The organism is Micropruina sp. (genome assembly GCF_027492755.1).
In the GTDB taxonomy this organism is placed as follows: domain Bacteria; phylum Actinomycetota; class Actinomycetes; order Propionibacteriales; family Propionibacteriaceae; genus Micropruina.
The window spans coordinates 1-23,608 of record NZ_JAPUED010000220.1 but is presented as its reverse complement, the minus strand read 5'-3'; the positions used below and the strand labels follow the sequence as shown (position 1 = coordinate 23,608).

The window sequence follows — 23,608 nt, the reverse complement described above, 5'->3', positions numbered from 1 at the left end:
GGGGACCCATGCGAACGTAGCCGAGCCGAACCATGCCGCTCCAACACACTTGCTTCCGCCACGGCGGCAGGAAATCTGCTTCCGCCACCGCGGCAGAATCCGTCCGGGCGCCTACCTCCGCTCAGGCCTCGCCGTACTTCTCACGCGGATCGATCAGCGGGTAGCCCGGGGCCACCGGGACGGCGATGCCCTCGTCGAAGATCTGCTGCCGGCGGCGGCGTCCGGACGCCTCGTCGTGCTGCTGCAGCAGCTCGATGATGTTGCCGTCGGGGTCGGCGACGTAGACCTGCTCGACGAAGTCGTCGCGGACCCGGAAGCCGCCGACCCGGTCCTCGCCCCGTGCCTGCACCTTGGCCAGCAGCGGCCGCCAGTCGTCGACCATGATCGCGACGTGGTGGACGAGTCCGGTCTGCAGCTCGTCGAGTTCCCAGTTCGGGGCGTTCTCGCGCAGCCGTCCGGGGGTCTTCTCCTGGACGACGTGGATCTCCGCCTCGCCCAGCCGGAAGTAGGCGCCGTGGAAGACGAAGTCGGTCGGCCGGTGGATCTCCTCGAAGCCCAGCACGTCGACGTAGAACTCGCGGGTCTTCTCCAGATCGGAGACGACAAACGCCGAGTGATGGATGAATGCAGCGGGTTTCGTCATCGAAAGCTCCCCTTGGTCGGTGTGGTTCCGGATCGAGAGGGTGATCCGGCGAACGCAGAGGGTAGCGGCTAGTCGCGGGCCATCGGCGTGGAAGTGCCGGCCGAACGGGCGGCGCCGACGCTGGCGACGATCACGCAGGCCATCGCCGCGCACTCGACGATGCTGAGGTTCTCCCCCAGCAACACAAGGGCGAACAGTGCCGCGGCGGCCGGCTCGAGACTCATCAGAATGCCGAACAGACCGGGTCTCATCCGACGCAGCGCGACCATCTCAAATCCGTACGGAATCACCGACGACAACAAGCCGACCGCAAGTGCGACACCCAGCACATGCGGGCTGAACACCGGACTGCCGAACGTCAGCGCCGCGGGTGCCAGCAGCACCGCGCCGACCACGCTGGCGACGGTCACTCCGGAGACGCCCTCGAAGTGGCGTCCGGTCGGCCCGGCGAGCAGGATGTAGCCGGCCCACAGCGCGCCGGCCAGCAGGGCCAGTCCGATCCCGACCCAGTCGGCCTCGACGGGCTGCAGGCCGAGCAGCGCGACTCCGAGCCCGGCCAGACCGACCCAGATCAGGTCGCGCGGACGGCGTGAGCCGGCCACCGCGACAGCCAGCGGTCCGAGGAACTCGACGGTAACCGCGACCCCGATCGGGATCCGCGCGAAGCTGGCGTAGATCGCCCAGTTCATCCCGGCCAGGGCCAGCCCGTAGCCGATCGCGATCACCCATTCCCGCGGACGGCGTCCGCGCAGCCGGGGCCGGGCGAAGGTGAGGAAGATCAGGCTGGCGAAACAGAGCCGCAGCCAGGCCGTCGCCGTCGGCGTGCTGAGCGCGAACAGATCCTTCGCGAACGACGCGCCCAGCTGCACCGAGGCGATCCCGAACAGCACCAGCCAGACGGGATCGATCCGGGTCAGGGCGCTGCGCACCACCGGACTATAGACCTCGGAACCTCGTCAGCCGGCGCTGGCCAGCCACACTCGTCCGGTGCCGCTGAGGATCACCTTGCTCTCGGACGCCGGGACGAACACCGCCTGCCCCCGCCCCAGGGTGACGGACGCCTCCGCGCCGGTGAGCGTCACCGGGCCGCGTTCGACCAGCAGGATCGCCGGCCCACCATGCAGCTGCTCGGTGCTGCCGGCCAGGTCGACGACAGCGAGTTCGAAGGGTGCCGGCGGCGCGTACACGGTCACGTTCTCGGCCGGACGTCCCGGCACCAGCAGGGCCGGTTCGCCCTGCTCGAAGGACAGCACCCGCAGCAGTTCGCCGGTGTCGACGTGCTTGGGGGTCAGCCCGCCGCGCAGCACGTTGTCGCTGGCGGTCATCAGTTCGATGCCGACGCCGCGCAGGTAGGCGTGCAGGACGCCCGCGGCGGCGAACATGCACTCCCCCGGCCGCAGCGCCGTCTGGTTGAGCAGCGCGGCGACCACCACGCCCGGGTCGCCCGGGTAGTGCTCCGCCAGCTCGCCGATGGTGTGGAAGGTGGCCGCACTGGGCGCAGTGGCGGCGGCGTCCGAGCCGGCCAGCGCGACCACCTCGGCGACACACTCGGCGGCCGACGCCTCACCGGACAACAACCAGTCGACCACCGGCTCCATCGCGGTGGGATCGGCCAATAGCTCAAGCAGTTGGGCCACCCCTGGGCTCGGTTGCGGTGCCAGTGCCGCCAGGTCGGCGGCGAATGCGGCCACCTCGGCGCTGGGCCGGAAGCCGCACAGTCCCTCGAACTCGGTGACGGCGACGATGATCTCGGGCTTCGGATGCGGGTCCTTGTAGCTGCGGATGAACGCGTCGGGTTCGATTCCCCGGGCGACCTCGTCGGCGTAGCCCTGCTCGGCCTGTTCCGGGCTGGGATGCACCTGCAGCGACAGCGGCGTCCGGGCGGCCAGCACCTTCAGCAGGATCGGCAGTTCGGTGGCGTCCGGGTTCCCGAGCAGCAGTTCCGGCTCGGCGGCGACCCAGTCGCGCAGCGTCGCGTGGCCGGGCTCGGTGGGTGGGAAGGTGCGCGGCGTCAGGCTCGGTGAACCCGGATGGGTGCCGAACCACAGTTCGGCCTCGGGTTCCCCGCTCGGCTGCTGCCCGGTGAAGCCGGCGATGCCGTCGTAGGAACCCCACGCATAGTGCCGCGGCGTATTCGAAAGCTCGATAAACAACGAAGTCCTACCCTCCTCAATCGATTTAGGATACCGTGTCGCCATGACGGCTGCATTGGCTATCGATCTCGGCGGAACCAAGGTCGAGGCGGCGCTCATCGGCACCGACGGCACCATTATCGAGGGCACCCGCGGCCGCGCCGCAATGGGCGCCACCGGCGCCTCGACCCCGGACGCCGCAGCGGTTTCGATCGCCTCCGCGCTGCGGCCCGCACTCGACTCGCCGCACTGGTCGGACGTCGCCGCCGCCGGCATCGGTTCGGCCGGCCCGTTGAACCTGCCGCTCGGCGCGATCTCGCCGATCAACCTGCCCGGCCTGCGCGACTTCCCGATCGTCGACGTGGTGCGTGAGGCGTCCGGGCTGGACGACGTCCGGCTGCGTCTCGACGGCACCTGCATCGCGCTGGCCGAGTTGTGGCTGGGCGCGGCGCGCGGGGTCAGCAACGCCATGGTCTTCGTCGTCTCCACCGGTGTGGGCGGCGGCATCATCTCCGACGGTCGGGTGATCGCCGGGGCCACCGGGAACGCCGGGCACCTCGGCCAGGTCATCGTCGACCGGGTCGAGGGCTCGGCGGCCGCGGCGACTGTCGAGGAGCTGTCGTCCGGGCCGCACACCGTGACCTGGGCCCGCTCCCAGGGTTGGACCGGGTCGGACGGCGAAGAGCTGGCCGCCGCCTACGCCGCGGGCGACCCGATCGCCGTCGCCGCCGTGGTGCGGTCCGCCACCTTCATCGGCACCGGCGTGGTGAACGCCGCGACCCTGCTCGACCTGGAGTTGGCCGTGGTCGGCGGCGGGTTCTCGCTGGTCGCCGACGACTACGTCGATCACATCCGCGCGGCGGTGGATTCTCGTGCGGTGAACGCGTTCGCCCGCGCCGTCCGGGTCGAGCGGGCGTCCCTGGCCGGCGACGCCCCGCTGATCGGCGCTGCCGCCCTTGTGCACCGCTCCGACCTGCTGGTCTGACCCCGCTTCTTCACCCTCCGCTGATCGAGCGTGTCGAGATTCCTCGTCCTCGGACGCCGTCTCGTCCCTGCCACCGTTGATCGAGCTTGTCGAGATCACTCACCGGGTTTCGACAAGCTCAACCCTCGAATGTGCGCACGGTCAGTCGAGGTCGAAGAACTCGAGCTGCCGTAGCCGGAGTGGGGCCGTCACCCGAACTCGCCAGTAGCGCCTCGATACCGGTGTGGCTAGCTGAAATGGGGTCGTCCGGTTCGCTGGCAGCGGCTCGTGGTGCGTGGCGGAAGCTTGCTGCCAGACCAGGCCGTCCTCGCTGTGCTCGACCACGAAGCAGTGAGCATCCGCCGGGTCCAGGGTTGTGACCGTGAGGTCGGTCACACGTCGCGGGACACCGAAGTCCTGGCCCAGCCACTGACCCGGCTGCACAGTGCAGCAGCCATCTGGGTCGGCACCGTCGTCGAAGGCAACCTGAGCGTTCACACCGGAGCTCGCGAGGGCGAACTCGGGATGACACAGATCCGGTTGCCACTCCTTGACGGTGGCCGCCGGCTCCTGCCAGAGCAGAGCGTCGGCCGGCGGTTCATCGACCAGGTCGACCTCGAGCACCCCCGGTTCGGCGAGCTCAGCGGGGGTGAGCCGGGGTCGGCTAAGGACACGCCCGTTCCAGGACGCGGCTGCCAGGTACGACGCGTCCGGCGACTCGCGGTTCACCCGTACTCGTAGCGGACCCACATCGCGACGCAGGGTGAGGTCGTCGACCAGCGGCGCCCCGATGACCAGCTCGCCGCTGCCCGGATCGAGCGGATAGAGGCCGAGCAAAGCCCACAGCCACCAGCCGCTCATCTCGCCGTTGTCCTCGTCGCCGGGGAAGCCCTGGCCGATGTGCCCGCCGGCGAACAGCCGTCCGGCCAGTTCCCGCGCCAGTGGTGCGGCGCGCCAGGGCTGATCGGTGTGCAGGTACATGAACGGCAGGTGGTGCGCCGGCTGGTTCGACAGCGCACACATGCCCGAGCGCAAGGCCCTTGCCTCGAGCTGCTCGTGCACCACCTGATCGGGATGGTACGGCGCCACGATCGTCTCCGGCTCGGCGAACAGCCGGTCCAGATGCTCCCGCAATGCCGCCGGGCCACCGAACAGCTCCGCCAGGCCGGCGCCGTCGTGCACCGCGGAGGCCGACATGCCCCAGGCGTTGGTCTCGACGTAGTCACCGCCCCAGACCGCGGGATCGAAGTCGCCGACGGGATGCAGATCACCCTGCTCCGCCGATGGTTGAGCTTGTCGAAACACCTTGTCAGGGTTGAATTCACCAGGGTCTCGACAAGCTCGGCCAGCGGCGGAACGGCCGCGGAAGAAGCCGGTCTCCGGATCGAACAGCTGCCGGTAGGACAGGGAACGGTTCGCGAAGTAGCGGGCATGTGCCCGGTAGCGCACGGGCTCCGACGACGTCTCGGCGAGGAGTGCGGCGAACCGGCCCAGCGCGGCGTCCCCGATCGCGGCCTCGATGGTCCAGGACAACCCGGCGTGGATTTCACGTGGAACATGGCCGGTGAACCGCGCGGACGCCGTTCCCGCTCGTCCGGTACGGGGGTCCGGGCTGGGTTCGCAGGCGTTGCGCCAACCCGACTCGTAGGCCAGCTCGCGGTCGAAACCGCCGACGCCGAGCCGGGCGGCCTGGGCGTACACCTGATCGCTGGAGGTACCGACCATGCAATCGATGTAGCCGGGACCGCTCCACCGCGCCGTCCAACCGCCGCGGCGGACCTGCTCCAGCTGCCCGTCCAGCAGTTCCCCGGTGACGTCCGCGTCCAGCAGAGCGAGCAGCGGCCAGACGGTGCGATAGGTGTCCCAGTAGCCGTTGTTCACCACCAGCCGTCCGGACGCGACGGGTGCGCCGGTGACCTCCTCGCCGTGTGGTTCAGCGCGGGTGAAGACGTCGGCGAAGCGCCACACGGGCGCGTCAGCGGTCCCGGCGTTCTCGGACGCGGTGTTCGGGTAGAGGTTCAGCCGGTACAGGGCGTGCGCGAGCGTGGCCCGCAGTTCGCGATGGGCTAGGGCGTACCGGTCATCGGCGGGCGCCGGCAGTTCGACGGCGCCGCAGATCGCGTCCCAGCGAGCCCGGCTCGCCGCCACCAGCTCGTCGAAGCCGGACGTCCAGGGCGCCTCCAGGTCGAAGGTGCGGCGCGCCTGCTCGGCGGAGAGGAAGGATGTCGAGACCCGCAGTTCCAGTTCGCCGGGTGCCATCACCCCCAGCCCGTACGGCTCGCCGGAGGTCTCTACCGCGGCTGGCTCCGCGGTCTCGCCGTAGACGTACATCCGGGGCGCGTTGCCCCAGGCGGCGTCCGGACGCTCGCCGATCCAGCCTCGGACCGTCACCCTGCCGTCCGGGAGCGACTCCAGCGCCAGTGAGCCGTCGCCCGGCGGCCAACCGACCAGCAGACCGGCCCAGGCGCCACGCACCCGCACCGCGACCACCGCAGATGTGCTCGCGCCCTCGACCTCGATGCCCTCGACCAACGTCGCGGCGTACCGGTGCGGCCGGGCCAGCTCGGTGCCCGGCACGATGTGACCGCCGTGACCGGACGGCCCACCCGCCGTGGGCAGGTACGGCAGGAACTGCAGCACCCCGTGATCGCCGATCCACGGGCTCGGCTGATGCGAGGTCTGCAACGCCGCCAGCCGGCGTCCGGCCGGTTCGTCGTGGACACCCCAGCGGTACGGCCAGCGGGTGTCGGCGGCGTCCGTGGCCGGGGTGAGGAAGACGAAGCCGTGCGGGTGCGCGACGGCGGGAAGCGTGTTCCCGCGGGAGAACCGGGCGCCCGCATGCGTGCCGCGCCGGGTGTCGACCCGTTCGGCCGGGCAGCCCGCAAGTGCCTCTGCTCGCCGCACGACGACCTCGACCCAGCCCGTCGCCGGCTCAGCGGCGGCGTCGCCGGTCAACGACCCGTCGCCGAGGACGACCTCGATGGCGCTGATCCTGCGTCCGGCCCAGGGGGCGAGCGAGACCGTGTCGGCGTTCCATTGCTGCGGCATGCTCCAGCGCGCCGCGAACTGATCGGACGGCGTGACCGGGAAGCCGTACCGGTCGATGGCGGGCCCGCGATCCGGGAGCCCGTCGGACAGCCGGGAGCCGTCATCGAAGACCACGTCCGGGCAGACCGCCAGGGACGCCCAGGGCGCTCGCAACGCCGCTTCGTCGTCGGCGTAGAAGGCCCAGTGCAGTTCGGTGTCGGCGGCCACCAAAGAGCTCTCGACAAGCTCGACCAGCGACCGGGTGCCGACCGGCAAGACACCGGCGTCCGCCGGGAGGACGGAGACCAGCGGAAGTCGCTGGACGCCGTCCGCGGGCCGGTAGGAGAAGGAGAACACCTCGCCCCCGAGCACTCCTGCTCGGGGGCGAGACGATGGTGGCTCCGGCGGCCCTGGATCGGGCCGCAGTACCGGGGTCGTCACCAGACAATCATCCCTTGACAGCGCCCTCCTCGACACCGGCGAAGAAGTGCTTCTGCATCACCGAGAACAGGATCACGATCGGGACGAGCGCGATCATCGTACCGGCCGCGACCAGTCGCGGATCGGCAAAGTTGCCGCTGAGGAACGCCATGCCGACCGTCAGGGTGTACTTGGCCGGATCCGACAGCACGATCAGCGGCCACAGGAAGTCGTCCCAGGCACCGATGAACGAGAAGATCGCGACCACGCTGACCATGCCCTTGATGTTCGGCCACACCATGTGCTGAATCCGCTGCCAGGTGGTGGCACCGTCGATGGTGGCCGCGGCCAGCATGTCCTGCGGGATCGCCCGGCAGGCGGTGGCGATCAGCATCACGTTCATCGCACCGACCGCACCCGGCAGGAAGACGCCCCACAGGGTGTCGGCCAGTCCGAACGCCTTGATGGTCAGGAACTGGCTGGTGATCGTGACCTCACCGGGCAGCAGCATCGTCGAGAGCAGGATGCCCCAGACGATCTTCTTTCCCTTGAACTCCATGCAGCCCAACGCGTACCCGCCGAAGGTGGCGAACGCCGCGTTGGTGATCACGGTGCCCACCGCCACCAGCAACGAGTGCCAGGCGTACAGGTAGATCGGAATGAAGTCCTGCACCCGCACGTAGTTCTGGAAGGTCGGGTCCGTCGGGATCAGGCTGGGCGGGAAGTTGTAGATGTCGTCGAGCGGGCCCTTGAAGGACGTCGCCAACTGGAAGATCAGCGGGCCGACCACGATCACTGTCATGATCGCCAGCAGCACGTACCGGACGATCAGGCCTCCGAGCGTGGGCTTGAGGAAATCGCTCGAGCCCTTGCGCCGGTAGGCCGGCTCCTTGACCTTCTTGGGCTTGACGGCCCGCGCCGCGATCTCGATGGACTGCGGGGTTTCTTCCACGGTTGTGGTCATGTCAGGCCTTCGCTTCCTTCTCGCGGTTCATCCAGGCGATCGCCAGCAGCGGCAACGCCGTGATCAGGAACAGCACGACGCTCAGCGCCGACGCGTAGCCGACGTTGCCGGTCAGCCCTGAACCGACCGTCTTGATCAACATCACCAGCGACATGGACTGGCCACCAGGGCCGCCGGTGCCGTTGGAGAGCACCTGCAACTCGGTGAAGACGCGCAGTGCGGAGACCGCCACCAGCGCCATGATCAGCACCATCGCGCCCCGGACCGCCGGAAGGGTGACCGTCAGGAACCGCTGGAAGGCTCCGGCGCCGTCCAGCGCGGCTGCCTCGTGCAACTCCTTGTTGGAGTTACCCAGAGCGGCCAGGTAGACCACCATGTAGTAGCCGAGGCCCTTCCAGACGGTCAGCAGGATGGCGGTGATCAGCAGCCACCAGCGGTCGACCAGGAACGGAACCGGGTTGTCGACCACACCCATCGCCTCGAGGGCGCCGTTGATCAAGCCCTTGGTGTCGAACAGCCAACTCCAGATCAGGGCGACCACAACCACCGACGCGATCACCGGGAAGTAGAAGGTGGTGCGGAAGAAGGTGATCCAGGGGATCGTCTTCTCCACCAGCAGCGCGACCAGCAACGGCAGGATCGTCAGCAACGGAATGCAGACGACCATGTAGATCAGGCTCGTCGTCAGCGCGTAGCCGAACTGCTCGTCCGAGCCGATCCGGGCATAGTTCTCCAGTCCGATGAACCGTCCCGCTTGCAGTGGGCGCGCGTTGGTGAAGCTCAGCACCACGGTGTTGAAGAACGGCCACAGGCCGAACACCAGCACCCAGATGACACCCGGTGCCACCAGCAGCCACGGCGTGAACCACTTGTGTGACTTCATGGGTTCCTCCTTCTCCTTCCCGGGATCGCTAGGCGGTTCAGGTCACTCGACCTTGTTCGTGTTGGCGTACTTGACGATCTTGTCGAGCGCCTCCTGCGAACCGATCTCTCCCTTGAGGGCGAGGGCGAGCTGCTGGTCCATGTAGGTCTTCATCGCACCGGTCCACTGCACGGGGGTGAGCACCCGCGCGGTCTTCATGGACTCGACCACGATGCCGATGGCCTTCAACTGCAACTCGTCCTTGACTCCCGCGCTGAGCGACGCGGTATCGGCGCTGCCCTCGACCGTGCCCGGCATGTAGCCGACGGCGATCTTGCAGAACGCGACCTGGTTGGCCGTGTTGGTCAGGTACTTCGCGAAGGCGAGCGCGGCGTCCTTGTTGGCCGAGTTGGCCGCGACCGAGACGCCCTGGACGAACAGCGGGGCGTCGCCGATACGCGGCGTGGCGATGACGCCCTTGGCGATCGTCGGCGCGTTCTTCGCCAGATCGGTGGCGAAGGTCGAGGTGGCCGTGGTGTAGGCGACCTTGCCCGCCTTGAAGTTGTCGGCATTGCCACCGAAGTCACCGGTCAGCGCCTCCGGGGGGACACCGCCGGCCTTGTAGGCGTCGCGGAACTGATCGACGATCGCGGCGGCCTGCGGGGTGTTGAAGACGAAGTCTCCGGCGTCGTTCATCACCGGGACGCCGCTGGACGAGAACAGGTCGATCGTCGGCATCGACGACAGCACCGGCAGCTTGCCCTTGGACTCGGTGCCGACCTTCTTGGCCAGCTCGATCAGTTCTTCATTGGTGGTCGGCAGCTTGTCGGTGTCGACGCCGTACTTCTTCAGCTCGGTGCCGTTCCACCAGCTGAGGTCGGTGCCCAGGTACCAGGGAATGCCGAACGTGCCGGTCAGGCCCGGGTAGGAGTAGGCCTCCCAGGCGCCCGGCACGAAGGTCGAGGCCAGGGACGAATCGGCCGCGTTGACGTCGAGCAGCACGCCGGCCTTGGCCAGCGGGAACGCGATGTCCGGCGGCAGGTTGATCACGTCGGGCAACGAACCGGAATTGGCCTGGGCGAGCACCTTCTCCTGGTAACCCTCGCCGGGCTGGTCGAGCCACTCGACCTTGACGCCGGTCTCCTTCTCGAACGAGGCGAAGAGCGCCTCGAAGTAGGGGCTGAACGTCTCGTTCTTCAGCGACCAGCTCTGGAACTTCACCGTTCCGGAGAGCTTGCCGCTGCCACCACCGCTGGACTGTGCCGGAGCGGGGGCTGCGCCGCCGCCCGTGCAAGCAGTCAGAGCGAGTGCGGCCGATGCCACCAGGGTGACGAGTCCGGTGAAGCGTCTCATCATGCCTCCTCATAGTTGTGCAAGGCCGCCAAGCGACGGCGCATGGTGGCGTGGAAGTTACTACATCGATTGAGTTGAGTGCAAGGGACGGCCCACCGATCGGGCTCGCAGAGACCAGGGGGCGAGCCTCCGGGCTCGGCGGATCGGAAACGTCAGTTGTCGGAACGTCAGTTGGAAGTCGGCGCGGATCAGGACGCCGGGGGCGCCGTCGACTCGCGGGGCACCACGCTGGCGACGACCGCCGGCTCGTCGGCCGGTTCACGGTCGAGCAGTCGCAGCATGCCGGTCGCGGCCTGGCGACCCAATGCCGCGGCGTCACGATTCAGCGCGGTCAGCGTCGGGTGCAGCACCCGACAGGTTGCCGAGTCTTCCCACGACAGCACCGAAACATCGCCCGGCACCGCGAATCCCAACTCGCTCAACGTCGCCATTCCGGCGATGGCCATCACTTCGCTGTCGAAAATCAGCGCGGTCGGGCCCTTGGGTGACGACATGAGTTTTCGGGTGGCTTCCTTGGCCTGTTGCGGCACGAAATCTGCCGCCAGGGTGATGCCCCAGATACCCGATTCGAGGGTGTAGTCGGTGAAAGCAGCGATGCGCCGGCGAATATGGGCGAAGCTCTGGTCGCCGGTGATGTAACCGATTCGCTGATGCCCCAGGGCGAGCAGATGGTCGAACACCACCCGCATGAATTGCCCGTCGTCGGTGCGGACGCTGGTCAAGGCGGCGCCGTCCTGGTCGCCGCCGACGATCACCGCAGGCAGGCCGAGTTCGAGCAGCGCGGCCACCCGTGGATCGTCCACCCGCGGGTCGAGGACGAGGATGCCGTCCACCCGGCCGTCGGCGATCCAGTCGGCATGGATGGCCGTCTCGGAGGCCAGGTCGGTAGCCATCTGCAACTGCAGCGAATAGCCCCGCTGACTCAGCACCGACTGGACGCCGGCGAGGAATTTGGTGAAGAAGACCTCTTCGCCGACCACCTCTTCGGGCCTGGTCAGCACCAGTCCGATGGAATGCGGGCTCTGCCCGCGCAACGTTTTGGCGGCGTGATTCGGACGCCAGCGCATCTCGTCGGCGATCCTGAGGATGCGGGCCCGAGTGATATCGGAAACGCCCGGTTTGCCGTTGATTGCGAGCGAAACGGCACCGCTGGTGACACCCGCCCGACGGGCGATGTCGGAAATCGTGACGCGGCCGGAACGGGGAATACCCGCCTCTCTGGCCGCCATTGCTCCGCCTCCCGGTCGTGCCTGTTTCCGGGCCAACCTTAACGTAGTGGCGGAAGGGCGGCCGGGGCTGCCTCGCCCCGCTCCCGCACGGCCCGGCCGAGCGGTTCCGAGGCGCGCGGACGGCTGGGTCCGGCACGGTCGGCCGCCGACGTTCCGGTGACCCCGCCCGAGCCCGCGCGGCGGCCCCCGGACAGAGCCTTTGACAGGCGATACTCAATCGGTAAAGTTACGCCGATGACGGCCCCTGCTGGAGCCCCGGTCCGCTTCGGGGTGAACTACACCCCACGCGTCGGATGGTTCCACCACTGGCTCGATTTCAGCGCCGACGACGTGGCCCGCGACTTCGACACCATCGCCGAACTGGGCGTCGACCACGTCCGGGTCTTCCCGCTCTGGCCACTGCTGCAGCCGAACCGGACACTGATCCGCCCCGGCGGCCTGGCCGATGTCGAGAAGGTGATCGAGCTCGCCGACGAGCGCGGCCTGGACGTCTGGGTCGACGGCCTGCAGGGTCACCTGTCCAGCTTCGACTTCGTGCCGGCCTGGCTGACCAGCTGGCATCGCCGCGGCTTCTTCACCGACCCCGACGTGGTCGCCTCCACGGCCGTCTACCTGACCGCGCTGGCCCGAGCCTGTGCCGGTCACCCCAACCTGCTCGGACTGACCGTCGGCAACGAGGTCAACCAGTTCACCGGCACCGTCCATCCCGAGCCGTATCCGGCGTCCGAGGGTGACGTGAGCGCGTGGCTCGACGCGATGCTGGGTGCGCTGCGCACCGGCGCCCCCGACGTCCAGGTGCTGCACGCCTGCTACGACGCCACCTGGTACGACGACACCCAGCCTTTCACCCCGGCGCACGCCGCGAACCTGGGCGACATGACCGTGCTGCATTCGTGGGTGTTCAACGGCACCGCCCAGGTCTACGGCCCGGACGCCTTCGAGACCCGGGCGCACGCCCGCTACCTGACCGAGATCGCCCGGGCGTTCCAGGCCGACCCGGATCGCCCGGTCTGGGTGCAGGAGGTGGGTGCGCCGCGCAACGTGCTGCCGCAGGCGTCCGTCGCACCGTTCATCGAGGCCACCGTCGAGCAGCTCGCCGACACCCCGCAGCTGTACGGCATCACCTGGTGGTGCTCGCACGACGTCAGCCGGTCACTGGCCGACTTCCCCGAACTGGAGTACGACCTCGGCCTGATCGACGAGCACGGCACGATCAAGAACGAGGGCCGGGTGCTCGCCCGGGCGATGGACGAGTTGCGCCGACGCCGCCGGGAGAGCGTCGACGACGCCGACCCGCCGCGACTGCTGCTCGACCCCACCGACGTGAGCCGCCGCGATCTGGCACCGGGCGGCGCGTTCTGGGAGCGTTACATGGACATTGCCCGTGCCGGCCGGCACCCTCGGGTGACCCTGGCCGCGACCGTGGAGGCTTGATGCACAACAACCAGGATCTGACGCTTGCCCGCGCGGTCCGCGTCCTCGAAGAGCGGCTGCGCCCCGCCATCCATTCGCGGCCACATCCGCTGATGATCGCCGCGCACCGGGTGGGCGGCGAACCGATCGCAGTCGCCGACGGGCTGGCCGCCGAGTACGCGCCGACTCAGCCGGGCGAGCCGTGGGGGCGGGCCTGGGACACCACCTGGTTCCGAGTCACCGGCCAGGTGCCCGCCGAGTTCGCCGGCGAGCGGGTCGAGGTGCTGCTCGACCTCGGTTTCGACATCAACATGACCGGCTTCCAGGCCGAGGGCCTGGTCTACCGCGCGGACGGCAGCCCGGTGCGGTCCCTGCACCCGCGCGCACAGTGGATCCCGGTGGTCGGCGAGGCCACCGGCGGTGAGCCGATCGAGTTCTACGTCGAGGCGGCGTCCAATCCGGTGCTGCTCGACTATGTGCCGTTCCAGCCCACCGAGAAGGGGGAATGGGCCACCGCCGGAGAAGAGCTGCTGTACCGGCTGCGCCGTGCCGACGTCGTGGTCTTCGAGACCGAGGTGTTCGAACTCGTCCACGACGTCGAGGTGCTGCTGCAGCTCGCCCAGCAGCTGGACGCGAGCTCCGCCCGTCGGGCACGCATCCTGTTCGCGCTCGATCGGGCGCTGGACGCCGTCGACCTGCAGAACATCGCCGGCACCGCCGCCGCGGGCCGGGCCGAACTCGTCGAGGTGCTGAGCAGCCCGGCCGCGCCCTCCGCGCACCGGATCACCGCGGTCGGCCACGCCCACATCGACTCGGCGTGGCTGTGGCCGCTGCGCGAAACCGTCCGCAAGGTGGCCCGCACCACCAGCTCGATGGTCACCCTGCTCGACGAGCACGACGACTTCATCTACGCCATGTCGAGCGCCCAGCAGTACGCCTGGATCAAGGAACATCGCCCCGAGGTGTACGCCCGGGTGAAGCAGGCGGTCGCCGACGGGCGTTTCGTCCCGGTCGGCGGCATGTGGGTCGAGGCCGACGCCGTGCTGCCCGGCGGCGAGGCGATGATCCGGCAGTTCCTGTACGGGCAGCGCTTCTTCCGCGACGAGTTCGGAATCGAATGCCGCGGGGCCTGGCTGCCGGACAGTTTCGGCTACTCGGCGGCACTGCCGCAGCTGCTTGTCGGGGCCGGTTTCGAATGGTTCCTGACGCAGAAGATCTCCTGGAACGAGCGGAACATCTTCCCGCACAGCTCCTTCCACTGGGAGGGCATCGACGGCTCGCGGATCTTCACCCACTTCCCGTCGATGGACACCTACAACTCCCAGTTGTCCGGTGACGAGGTGGCCCGCGCCGACCGCAACTTCAAGGAGAAGTCGATCGGCTCGTCCTCGCTGGCGCCGACCGGCTGGGGCGACGGCGGTGGCGGCACCACCCGCGAGATGATCGCCCGGGCCAAGCGGCTGGCCGACCTGGAGGGCAGCGCCAAGGTCACCTGGGAGACCCCGGACGCCTTCTTCGAGCGGGCCAGGGCCGAGCTGCCCGAGCCTGCGGTGTGGAAGGGCGAGCTGTACCTGGAGCGGCACCGCGCCACGTACACCACCCAGCACAAGATGAAGCAGGGCAACCGGCGCAGCGAGCAGCTGCTGTTCGAGGCCGAGCTGTGGGCCAGCGTCGCGGCCGTCCGGACGGGGCATCCGTACCCGTACGAGACGCTCGACCGGGCCTGGCACGAAGTGCTGCTGCTGCAGTTCCACGACATCCTGCCCGGCACCTCGATCGCCTGGGTGCATCGCGAGGCGGTCGTCCGCTACGCGCTGGTGGCGCAGACCCTTAACCAGATCATCGCCGACTCGCTGGCGGCATTGGGCGTCGAGCTGGACGCCGCAGAGCCGAACCTCCTGGTCAACGCCGCACCGATCGCTCAATCGGGCGTGGCGGCGGGGGCCGTCAGCCTTCCGGTCACCCCCGCCGGCACCACTGCCTCGGTGGCGGGGGACGGTTTCGTGCTGGCCAGCGACGCCGTCCGAATCGAACTGGACGCGGCCGGGCACGTGGTGAGCGCAGTCGACCTGGCGTCCGGACGGGATGCGATCCCGGCCGGCGAGCGGGGCAACCTGCTGCAGCTGCACCAGGACTTCCCGAACCTGTGGGACGCCTGGGACGTCGACAACAGCTACCGCACGATGCGCCGCGACATCGAGACCGCCGACGAGGTCCGGCTGGACGGCGACGCGATCGTCGTACGGCGTTCGTTCGGTGCCTCGTCCATCGAGCAGCGGCTGTCGCTGTCCGCGGACGGCCGGGCGCTGCTGATCGACAACACGGTCGACTGGCAGGAGACCGAGAAGTTCCTCAAGCTGGCCTTCCCGATCGACGTGTTCGCCGACACCGCGATCGCCGAGACCCAGTTCGGCTTCCAGTCGCGCGCCACCCACGACAACACCTCGTGGGAGAACGCCCGGTTCGAAACCCACGCCCAGCGCTGGTTCCTGGTCCAGGAGCCCGGCTTCGGCGTCGCATTCGCGAACGATTCGACCTACGGCTTCGACGTGGTGCGATCGCAGCGCGGCGGCACCGTGGTCTCCGACGTCCGGTTCTCGATGCTGCGAGCGCCGCGCTTCCCCGACCCGCGGACCGACCTCGGCGTCCAGCAGATGCGGTTCGCGCTCGCCTTCGGCGCCGACCCGGCCCGGGCCACCGAACTGGGCTGGGCCGTCAACGTGCCGGCCCGCCCGGCGCGGGGAGCCGAACTGGCGCCGTTGGTGACGTCCAGCGACCCGCGGGTGCTGATCAGCGCGGTGAAGCTCGCCGACGACCGCTCGGGTGACCTGATCGTCCGGGTCTACGAGGCCTCCGGCGGCCGGGCATCGACTGAACTGACCGTCGATCTGCCGGTAGCCTCCGTGCGGGCCGCGGACCTGTTGGAGCGCCCCGGCGACCCGGTCGCCCACTCGGCGACGGACGACGGGGTGTCGGTCGGCCTCACCTTGCGTCCGTTCCAGGTGCAAACCCTCCGGATCACCCGGGCTTAACAGCCCCGTCAGTCGAGCTTGCCCCAACCGTTGGTCGAGCTTGTCGAGACCCTATCGGCGAGGACCCGTCATTCCGGCGAACGCCGGGATCTCCGCACCTATCCAGCGCAACGAGATCCCGGGGCAAGCCCCGCGATGACGAAGAAGCCGGAACGGACTGACCGCGCAGGGCTGACGGAGAGGTCTCACCCAGCGCAATTGCGGAGAGCCGGGCTCCGGACGCTTCCTCCTGCGTCCAGACCCGGCTCGATCCGTCTCACCACTAGGCAGTTTCCCCGACCTGGTTCGTGTTCCCCCGAATCACGATCCCGGCCCCTGCCCTGTGGTGGCTTGGCCCCCCAGCACGAGAAGAACTCTGCCGGGTGCTCCTCAACCAACGATCAGCGGAACCTCAAGAGCAGCCCAAGGGTGCCTGGGGATCCGCCGACCGACTGTCGGATCGTCACAGCCGCGGGTCGACAGGCTCCGATTCCAGGGCCAACACCCCGAACACCGCCTCATGGACGCGCCACAGCGGCTCCCCGGCAACCAGCCGATCCACCGCTTCCAACCCCAGCGCATACTCGCGAAGGGCCAGCGAGCGCTTCCTACTGAGGTTACGGTTGCGGAGCCGCTCGAGGTTGCCGGGCTCGGTGTAGTCGGGGCCGTAGATGATCCGCAGATACTCACGGCCGCGCACCTTCAGACCGGGCTGCGGGCGGCGTCCCTTGGTCACCGGCACCCGGTTGGCAAGCGGTTTCACCACCATGCCCTCACCGCCCGCCTCGGTCAGCTCCTCCCACCAACCGATGCCGGCCGCGACACTCTCGGCGTCGTCCACCTCCACCGCCAGCCGCCGCGTCGTCCGGAACAACCCGGGATCGGCTTCGACCAGCCGGTCGGCGATCGCCAGGTGCCACTGGTGGTCACGCCCGGCGAACGATGCCCCTTCGGCGGCGAGCACCTGGAAGACCGCCAGTTGCACGCCGTCCAGCCCGGACGTCGGCCAGACGTAACGCTGCCAGGCCGCGTCATAGGCGGACGCGTTCGCGAGCCGGGACTCGGTGCGCTGTAGCAGGGGCCCGACGTCGAGCCCAGCGGAACGAAAAGAACCGTCCCCTCGTTCCACCTCACCTCGGTCGACATTGCGCGCGGCGGCCATCCGCAGCGCCGCAACCGCGGGCGGCAACGCCATCGCCGCCGCCGCACCGACCGGCGCGTACTGCTCGCGCAGCAGCGACCCGGCCTTGGCCGACCAGGGCAGCAGCTCGGCGTCCAGCAACAGCCAGTCCGAACCCAGCTCCCGATCGAGACCGGCGCTCGCTACCGCTGCCCGCACCCGGTCGAGCAGTTTCGCGGTCAACTCGGCACCGAAGAACGTGCGGCCGGTGCGGGTGTAGACCGCCCCGTCACCGGGCCGGACGAACACCACCGCCCGCGACCCCATGTGCTTCTCCTGGCAGATCACCCGATCGACGCCCCACTCCGCATACGTTGCGAACGCCTCGGCGGGGTGCTCCAGGTAGCCGTCCCGCTTCGCGGTGGCGACCGGCGACATGGTCGGCGGCAGGTAAGGCACCAGCCGGGGGTGCAGCGCGAACCGGCTCATCACTTCGAGGGCACCGGCGGCGTCCTCGGCCGTGATCGTCACCCGGCCCATCGTCGAGGTTTCGATCGAGCGGCGTCCGGCCACATCGTCGAGCCGCAGTTCATCGGCGGCCCGCTGCTCGACCTGGGGAACCAGGGGCTTCACCGGCTCGTAGTGGACGCCGAGCGCGTCGACCGAGACGGTCTCCCGCTCGGGATAGCGCAGCGCGGAGAGCTTGCCCCCGAACACGCAGCCGGTGTCCAGGCACAACGTGTTGTTGACCCAGTCCAGCGTCGGGGTGGGGGTGTGCCCGTAGGCGACCAACGCCCGTCCGCGGTACTCCTCAGCCCAGGGCAGCCGCACCGGCAACCCGTATTCGTCGGTCTCACCGGTCGTGTCGCCATACAGCGCGAACGACCGCACCCGCCCGGACGCCCGGCCGTGGTAGGCCTGTTTGAGTCCGGCGTGGGCGATCACCAGCTTCCCGTCGTCGAGCACCAGGTGCGAGACCAGGCTCCGGCACCATTCCCGCACCTGAACCCGGAACTCGTCGGGTTCATCGGCGAGTTCGGCCAACGTCCGCTCCAGCCCATGGCTGGCCTGCACGTTGCGGCCGTCGAGTGCCCGGATCAGCTTCGCCTCATGATTGCCCGGCACCGCCAGCGCGTGACCGGCGGCCGTCATACCCATCGCCAACCGCAGCACGCCCACCGACGACGGGCCGCGATCGACCAGGTCGCCGACGAACACGACGCGGCGTCCCCCGGGATGCTCGGCATCGACGGCCCGCCCGGCGGAATCCCGAACCACCAGGTAGCCGAGCCGGTCGAGCAGCAGCACCAGCTCGTCGAGGCAGCCGTGCACGTCGCCGATCACGTCGAACGGCCCGTGCTGGTCGCGGAAGTCGTTCAGCAGCCGTTCCCGGACGATCACCGCCTGGTCGACCTCGTCGACCGAGGTCAGCACGTGCACCTTGCGGAAACCCTCCCGGCCCAGCCCGCGGACCGAGCGGCGCAGCTGGGCCGCCTGACGTTTGATCGGCCCCTCCCCGAACGGACGGTCGGCGCGGCCGGCGTTGCGCTGGATCGCCACCTGAGTCGGCACATCGAGGACGATCGCCACCGGCAGCACATCGTGGTCGCGGGCCAGCTGCACCAGGGACGCCCGCGCCTCGCGGGACACATTGGTGGCGTCGACGACGGTCAGCAACCCCCGATCGAGGCGCTTGCCGACGATGTAATGCAGCACGTCGAAGGCGTCCGCGCTGGCCGACTGGTCGGTCTCGTCACCGCTGACCAGCGCCCGGCAGTAGTCCGAGCTGAGCACCTCGTACGGCGCGAACGCCCGCGCGGCGAAGGTGGACTTGCCCGAGCCGGACACCCCGACGAGCACCACCAGGCTGAGCGCCGGAACCGGCAGCGCGGTCATCGGCCCTCCCCTCGTCCGGGCGGTTCCGCGACGTCGTCGCGACTGAACAGGGCGAGCTGCGTCGGCGCGCCGAGCACGGCGTCGACCGCACCGACGCCGCGGAGCTCCACCCGGTAGCCGAAACGGTCGCCCACCGTCTGCGCCCACGCGGCGAACTCGGCCCGCGTCCATTCGAAGCGATGGTCCGGATGCCGCCATGTGCCGTCGGGCAGCCCGTAGACGACGTTGTAGTCCCGGTTCGGCGTGGTGAGCACGACATGCGCTGGGCGAGCCGCCCCGAACACACTCGCTTCCAGGGCGTCGATCCGGTCGGGGTCGAGGTGCTCGATCACCTCGACCAGCAGGATCGCGTCGAACCCGGCCAGCCGGTCGTCGCGATAGGTCGCCGACGACTGCCACAGCGACAGCTTCGCCACCTGCCGTTCCGAGCGCCGGTCGAGACCGAGCCGGCGCTCCGCATACTCCAGCACCCGCGGCGACACGTCGACCCCGACGATCTCGACGATCGCCGGGTCGTCGAGCAGAGCCCGCAGGTAGAACCCCTCGCCGCAGCCCAGATCAACCACGCGGCGCGCGCCGACCTCGCGGACGGCGTCCAGCACGGCCTGCAGCCGCAACAGCTTGAGCGGCGTCGGTGCCTCTGCCCCTTCCTCACCGGAGGCCGGGTCGTCCGGCTCGGTTTCGTCGACCGCGTCGTCCAGCGCCCGCAGCCGCGCGGTGGCGTCCTCCACGTAGTCGCGGCGCGATTTCAGGTAGCGGCGCACGATCAGCTCCCGCTCCGGGTGGGATGCCAGCCAGCCCTCACCACGACGGACCAGCTTGGCCACCTCGTCGGAGCCGACCCAGTAGTGCTTGGCGTTGTCGAGCACCGGCAGCAGCACATACAGCTGCGACAGCGCGTCAGCCAGCCGGACCCGTCCGGTCAGGGTCAGGTCGACATACGGCGCCGGCCCCCAACTTCCCTCCGGACCGAAGTCGCGCGTGGCCGCGGTGACGTTCCAGCCCAGCGGCTCGAAGAGTTGGCGCACCAGTTCGGCACCCGAGTGGCGGGACGTCGCGCGCGCCGGCACCGCCGGCGTCCGGATCTCCAGTGGGACCCGTCCGGCGGCCAACTCCGGGTAGGACTCACTGCGGCCGTTCAGCGCAGTGTTGAACACCCGGCCCAACGCCACCGCCAGCATCGACGACGCCGCATACGGCCGGTCGGTGACGTAGTCGGTCAGCGACAACCCTTCGCGCGACTTCAGCCGCCGCTTCACCATGCCGATCGGGTCGACCTCGAGCAGCAGCGCCGCGGTCACCCGTTCCGGGGTCGACTCCGGATAGAACACCGTCGCGGCACCCACCGGCAGGGTGAAGGTCTGCACCCGATCGGGGTGCTTGCGCAGCAGGTGACCCAGCGCCGGGGCGTCCGCTCCGGTCATGGTCAGGGTCAAGAACACCGGGCCATTGTGGCAGCGATGCTCCGTGCCAACCCTCGACCAGGTTCAACCACCGCCTGACAAGCCTCGTCGTGCCGGTTATAGTCAGGCAGACCAATGAACAGCTGATGAAGCGATGTTGACAAGAAGGCACCATGAACAACGTCGGATCTCTGGTCTCGGTGGATGTCATCGCGCTGCGGTACAACGCGGAACTGCGGCGGGTGGAGGTGGCGACCAAGCCTCGTACCATCGAGCCCTACCAGGGCGTGCCGGCGCTGCCCGGTGTGCTGCTGCGCGAGGGTGAGCGGCTGGCGGCCGCCGCCCACCGCGCCGTGATCGAGAAGGTCGGTTTCGATGTCTCCGCGCTGGGTCAGCTGACCGTCTTCGATCAGCCCAACCGGGATCCGCGCGGCTACTCGCTGTCGGTGGCGATGTGGGCGGTGGGTGACGGCGACGCCGACTGGTACGGCTTCGACGACGTTCCCAAATTGGCGTTCGACCACAACGTGATGCTCTTCGAGTGCCGTCCGCTGCTGGTCGACATGCTGTGGCGTGACCTGGAGTTCACCAAGGCGCTCACCGGCGCCGAGTTCCCGGTGAGCGCTGCCGTGGCGATCACCCACACCCTGAGCGGCATCGCCCCTGACCGGGGCAACCTGAACCGCCGTCTGGCCTCGTTGCGGGGGCTTGCCGTGAGCAGCAAACGCATGGTGCTCGGACGCGGCCGCCCCGGCACCGTGTGGGAATGGGAACGTCCGGCCGCCTGAGGACGGCTGGTTTGGAGACCCCGGATCAAGTCCGGGATGACGAGGGTCAAGTCCGGGATGACGAGGATCGAGTCCGGCCCGACGGCGCTCGGGATCAGGACGCGTCTGCGTCCGGCTCCCGGCCCTCCGGACGCCGCAGCGGCAGCCGTCCGGTGTGATGCTCGGCCTCGATCTCGGACAGGCTGAGCCGGACGGTGTGCGGAATGTCGTGCCAGGTGGAGTCGCGGTAGAACAGTGCGACCAGCATCAGCACCCACCAGATGCCCAGGTGGATCGGGAACAGCACGATCGTCTTCCACATGCCCGGCCAGCGGGCGTCCTCGAGGATGACGGTGATCCAGCCGAAGATCAGGGTGAACAGGTAGGCGAAGAGCCCGAATGCGGCGCTGATCAGCACCAACCCGGCCCAGTTGCCCGTCCGGAACGCAGTCATCACGCTGAACGCCATGCCCGACCAGCCGGCGATGGCTGACACCAGCAGGCCGACGCTGTAGATCGTTCCGTCGATCGCCCGCCGGTCACCGGAGCGCACCCGGCGCCACAACCGCGGAGTGCAGATCGGAACGATCTGGACTCCACCCAGCGCCCACCGGTAACGCTGCTTGATCGACGTCCACAACCCGTCGGGCTGTTCGTCGAAGAAGACCGCGCGCGGTTCGAGCACCGCGCGATGCCCCTCGGCGACGGCGTTCAGGGTGAACTCGATGTCCTCGCATTGGGTCTTGGTGTCCCAGCCTTTGCCGTCGAGCACCGACAGCAGGAAGCCGAAGCCGGTGCCGCTGACCGAGAACAGCGACCAGCCGAACCGGTTGCGCGGCAGGTGGAAGAAGCGGGTCTGCAGCAGCCAGTACAGAGTGCTGCAACCGGCCACCCACGACGAGGACGGGTTCTTACCGGTGCGGTAACCGACGACGATGGTCTCGCCGTGGTTGAACCGGGTGTTGACCGCCTCCAGGAAGCCCACCTCGACGACGTTGTCGGCGTCGAACACCACACAGGCGTCGTAGCGGCCGGCATGGTCGACGTTGAACCGTTCGAAGAACCACGACATCGCGAAGCCCTTGCCCTTGCGGTCGGGGTCGGTGCGTTCATAGACGTAGGCGCCGGCCTTGCGGCAGATTTCGGCGGTGTCATCGGTGCAGTTGTCGGCGACCACGAAGACGTCGTACAACTCGCGCGGATAGTCCTGGTTGCCCAGGGTCAGCAGCAACTGGTCGATCACCGACGATTCATTCTTGGCGCACACCAGGATCGCGAAGCGGTGCTGTTTCTCGCCCGGTTCGGGTTCGGGCAGCTTCAGCTCGCCGAAAGCGTTGAGGCCGACCACCACGTGATAGAGACCGTAGACGGCACCGATCACCATGATCGTCTGGAGAACCCAGCCGATCACATCGAGCACGGGCACCGTGGCGGCTCCTGTCGTGGATGGTTACCGGTGTGACCGGCGCTGAGGGGCCAGTCTAGGGTGCAGCGTCCCCGACTGTCCGAGCCTGGTCCGGCGGTTCGCCCACCCAGCGCTCGCCGAACTACTTGGGGCTCGCTGAATTCGGCGAGCGGTAAGTAGTTCGGAGAGCGTTCGATGGGGTCGCGTGGAAGACTGGACATCGCCCGCCGCACACCTCCCGGGCATTTTCCCTGTCAGAGGACTCAGCATGATCGACCTGATGAAACGGTCATCGACCTATCTATTCGTTTCCGGCGCCGTCGCTTTGGTCTTCGGCCTTGTCGCAGCGTTCTTCCCGATCGCCACCGGGATCACCCTGGTGATCCTGTGGGGCATCTACGCACTGCTGGACGGCATCGTCGCGGCCGTGATGGCGTTCAACCCACGACCCGACCAGTCCCGCGGCTATCTGATCTTCACCGCCGTCGTCGGCATCCTGGCCGGCGGCATCGCCGTCTTCTCGCCGGTGACCGCCGGCCTCGCACTGCTATGGGTGCTCGGGGTCTGGCTGATCCTGCGCGGCGTCATCGAGATCATCGCGGCGTTCACCCAGCCGCAGACCGCGCCGCGCTGGCTGTTGGTGCTCGGTGGCGTGTTCTGGCTCCTCGCGGGCTGGCTGGTCCTCTCCGCGCCTGATACCGCCGCGGCGTTGATCATCGCGCTCTGGCTGGGCATCCTGGCGATCGTCTGGGGCATCGTGCTGATCACTGTCGGCTTCCTGGTCCGGCGCGAGGCCAACCGAGTCGCGCCGATCGAGGGCGAGATCGTTCCGCCGTCCGACCCGACCGCCTGACCTGGTCCCGACTGCCGCCCCGGGTGATCTCAGCCGACCACCCGGGGCACGGACGCCGTCTCGGCCCGGACGGCTTCCCGCAGCTCGAACCCGATCACCGTCCGGGTCCGTGGCCAGGCGTCGATCGGCACGGTGCGCTGGATGTC

16 protein-coding genes are annotated in these 23,608 nt (G+C 68.9%); 5 read left to right on the top strand and 11 right to left on the bottom strand.

Annotated features, from left to right (window positions below; all coding sequences use genetic code 11):
• Nucleotides 1-121: 121 nt before the first annotated feature.
• The 3 genes from Q0066_RS15305 to manA all read right to left on the bottom strand — a co-directional run bounded on the left by Q0066_RS15305 (nt 122) and on the right by manA (nt 2,796).
• Nucleotides 122-643: a VOC family protein gene (locus Q0066_RS15305; protein WP_298134509.1), complete on the bottom strand. Its 522-nt coding sequence runs from the start codon at nt 641-643 to the stop codon at nt 122-124.
• 68 nt (nt 644-711) lie between these two features.
• A complete protein-coding gene (locus tag Q0066_RS15300; protein ID WP_298134506.1) occupies nt 712-1,572 on the bottom strand; it encodes an EamA family transporter in 861 nt (286 codons plus the stop codon).
• Between the two features lie 27 nt (nt 1,573-1,599).
• Entirely contained in the window at nt 1,600-2,796 is a 1,197-nt protein-coding gene (manA, locus tag Q0066_RS15295) for a mannose-6-phosphate isomerase, class I (RefSeq protein ID WP_298134503.1), read from the bottom strand.
• A 43-nt stretch (nt 2,797-2,839) separates the two neighbouring features.
• Between manA and Q0066_RS15290 the strand changes: the two genes are divergently transcribed.
• On the top strand, nt 2,840-3,760 hold the full coding sequence (locus Q0066_RS15290; RefSeq protein ID WP_298134500.1) for an ROK family protein: 921 nt from the start codon (nt 2,840-2,842) through the stop codon (nt 3,758-3,760).
• 141 nt (nt 3,761-3,901) lie between these two features.
• Here Q0066_RS15290 and Q0066_RS15285 read toward each other — a convergent pair whose 3' ends face one another.
• From Q0066_RS15285 to Q0066_RS15265, 5 genes are all read right to left on the bottom strand, one after another.
• Nucleotides 3,902-7,123 (bottom strand): glycoside hydrolase domain-containing protein, encoded by a 3,222-nt coding sequence (locus Q0066_RS15285; RefSeq protein WP_298134497.1) that lies wholly within the window; start codon nt 7,121-7,123, stop codon nt 3,902-3,904.
• Between the two features lie 91 nt (nt 7,124-7,214).
• A complete protein-coding gene (locus Q0066_RS15280; RefSeq protein ID WP_298134494.1) occupies nt 7,215-8,150 on the bottom strand; it encodes a carbohydrate ABC transporter permease in 936 nt (311 codons plus the stop codon).
• Between the two features lies 1 nt (nt 8,151).
• Nucleotides 8,152-9,033 (bottom strand): sugar ABC transporter permease, encoded by an 882-nt coding sequence (locus Q0066_RS15275; RefSeq protein ID WP_298134491.1) that lies wholly within the window; start codon nt 9,031-9,033, stop codon nt 8,152-8,154.
• A gap of 42 nt (nt 9,034-9,075) precedes the next feature.
• Nucleotides 9,076-10,365 carry an extracellular solute-binding protein gene (locus tag Q0066_RS15270; protein ID WP_298134487.1) on the bottom strand — a complete coding sequence of 430 codons (1,290 nt, stop codon included), beginning with the start codon at nt 10,363-10,365 and terminating at the stop codon, nt 9,076-9,078.
• 188 nt (nt 10,366-10,553) lie between these two features.
• Nucleotides 10,554-11,594, bottom strand: coding sequence for a LacI family DNA-binding transcriptional regulator (locus Q0066_RS15265; protein WP_298134485.1), 1,041 nt, complete (start codon nt 11,592-11,594; stop codon nt 10,554-10,556).
• Between the two features lie 234 nt (nt 11,595-11,828).
• Between Q0066_RS15265 and Q0066_RS15260 the strand changes: the two genes are divergently transcribed.
• Complete coding sequence (locus tag Q0066_RS15260) at nt 11,829-13,028, top strand: cellulase family glycosylhydrolase (RefSeq protein WP_298134482.1); 1,200 nt, start codon at nt 11,829-11,831, stop codon at nt 13,026-13,028.
• The gene (locus Q0066_RS15255) at nt 13,028-16,039 is read left to right on the top strand and encodes a glycoside hydrolase family 38 C-terminal domain-containing protein (RefSeq protein ID WP_298134479.1); all 3,012 of its coding nucleotides are present in this window, start codon (nt 13,028-13,030) and stop codon (nt 16,037-16,039) included. Before Q0066_RS15260 ends, Q0066_RS15255 begins: the two co-directional genes overlap by 1 nt.
• Nucleotides 16,040-16,481: 442 nt before the next feature.
• Here Q0066_RS15255 and Q0066_RS15250 read toward each other — a convergent pair whose 3' ends face one another.
• Both Q0066_RS15250 and Q0066_RS15245 read right to left on the bottom strand, forming a co-directional pair.
• Nucleotides 16,482-19,034, bottom strand: a complete 2,553-nt coding sequence (locus Q0066_RS15250; protein ID WP_298134476.1) for a polynucleotide kinase-phosphatase — start codon at nt 19,032-19,034, stop codon at nt 16,482-16,484.
• Complete coding sequence (locus Q0066_RS15245) at nt 19,031-20,476, bottom strand: 3' terminal RNA ribose 2'-O-methyltransferase Hen1 (RefSeq protein WP_298134474.1); 1,446 nt, start codon at nt 20,474-20,476, stop codon at nt 19,031-19,033. The genes Q0066_RS15250 and Q0066_RS15245 overlap by 4 nt, the downstream gene beginning before the upstream one ends.
• A gap of 134 nt (nt 20,477-20,610) precedes the next feature.
• Here Q0066_RS15245 and Q0066_RS15240 point away from each other — a divergent pair, with 134 nt between their 5' ends.
• A complete protein-coding gene (locus tag Q0066_RS15240) occupies nt 20,611-21,225 on the top strand; it encodes an NUDIX hydrolase (protein WP_298134471.1) in 615 nt (204 codons plus the stop codon).
• Between the two features lie 94 nt (nt 21,226-21,319).
• On the opposite strand, the gene Q0066_RS15235 is transcribed toward Q0066_RS15240, so the two are convergent.
• Nucleotides 21,320-22,630, bottom strand: coding sequence for a glycosyltransferase family 2 protein (locus Q0066_RS15235; protein WP_298134468.1), 1,311 nt, complete (start codon nt 22,628-22,630; stop codon nt 21,320-21,322).
• Between the two features lie 259 nt (nt 22,631-22,889).
• Between Q0066_RS15235 and Q0066_RS15230 the strand changes: the two genes are divergently transcribed.
• Nucleotides 22,890-23,462, top strand: coding sequence for an HdeD family acid-resistance protein (locus Q0066_RS15230; protein WP_298134465.1), 573 nt, complete (start codon nt 22,890-22,892; stop codon nt 23,460-23,462).
• Nucleotides 23,463-23,608 lie beyond the last annotated feature (146 nt).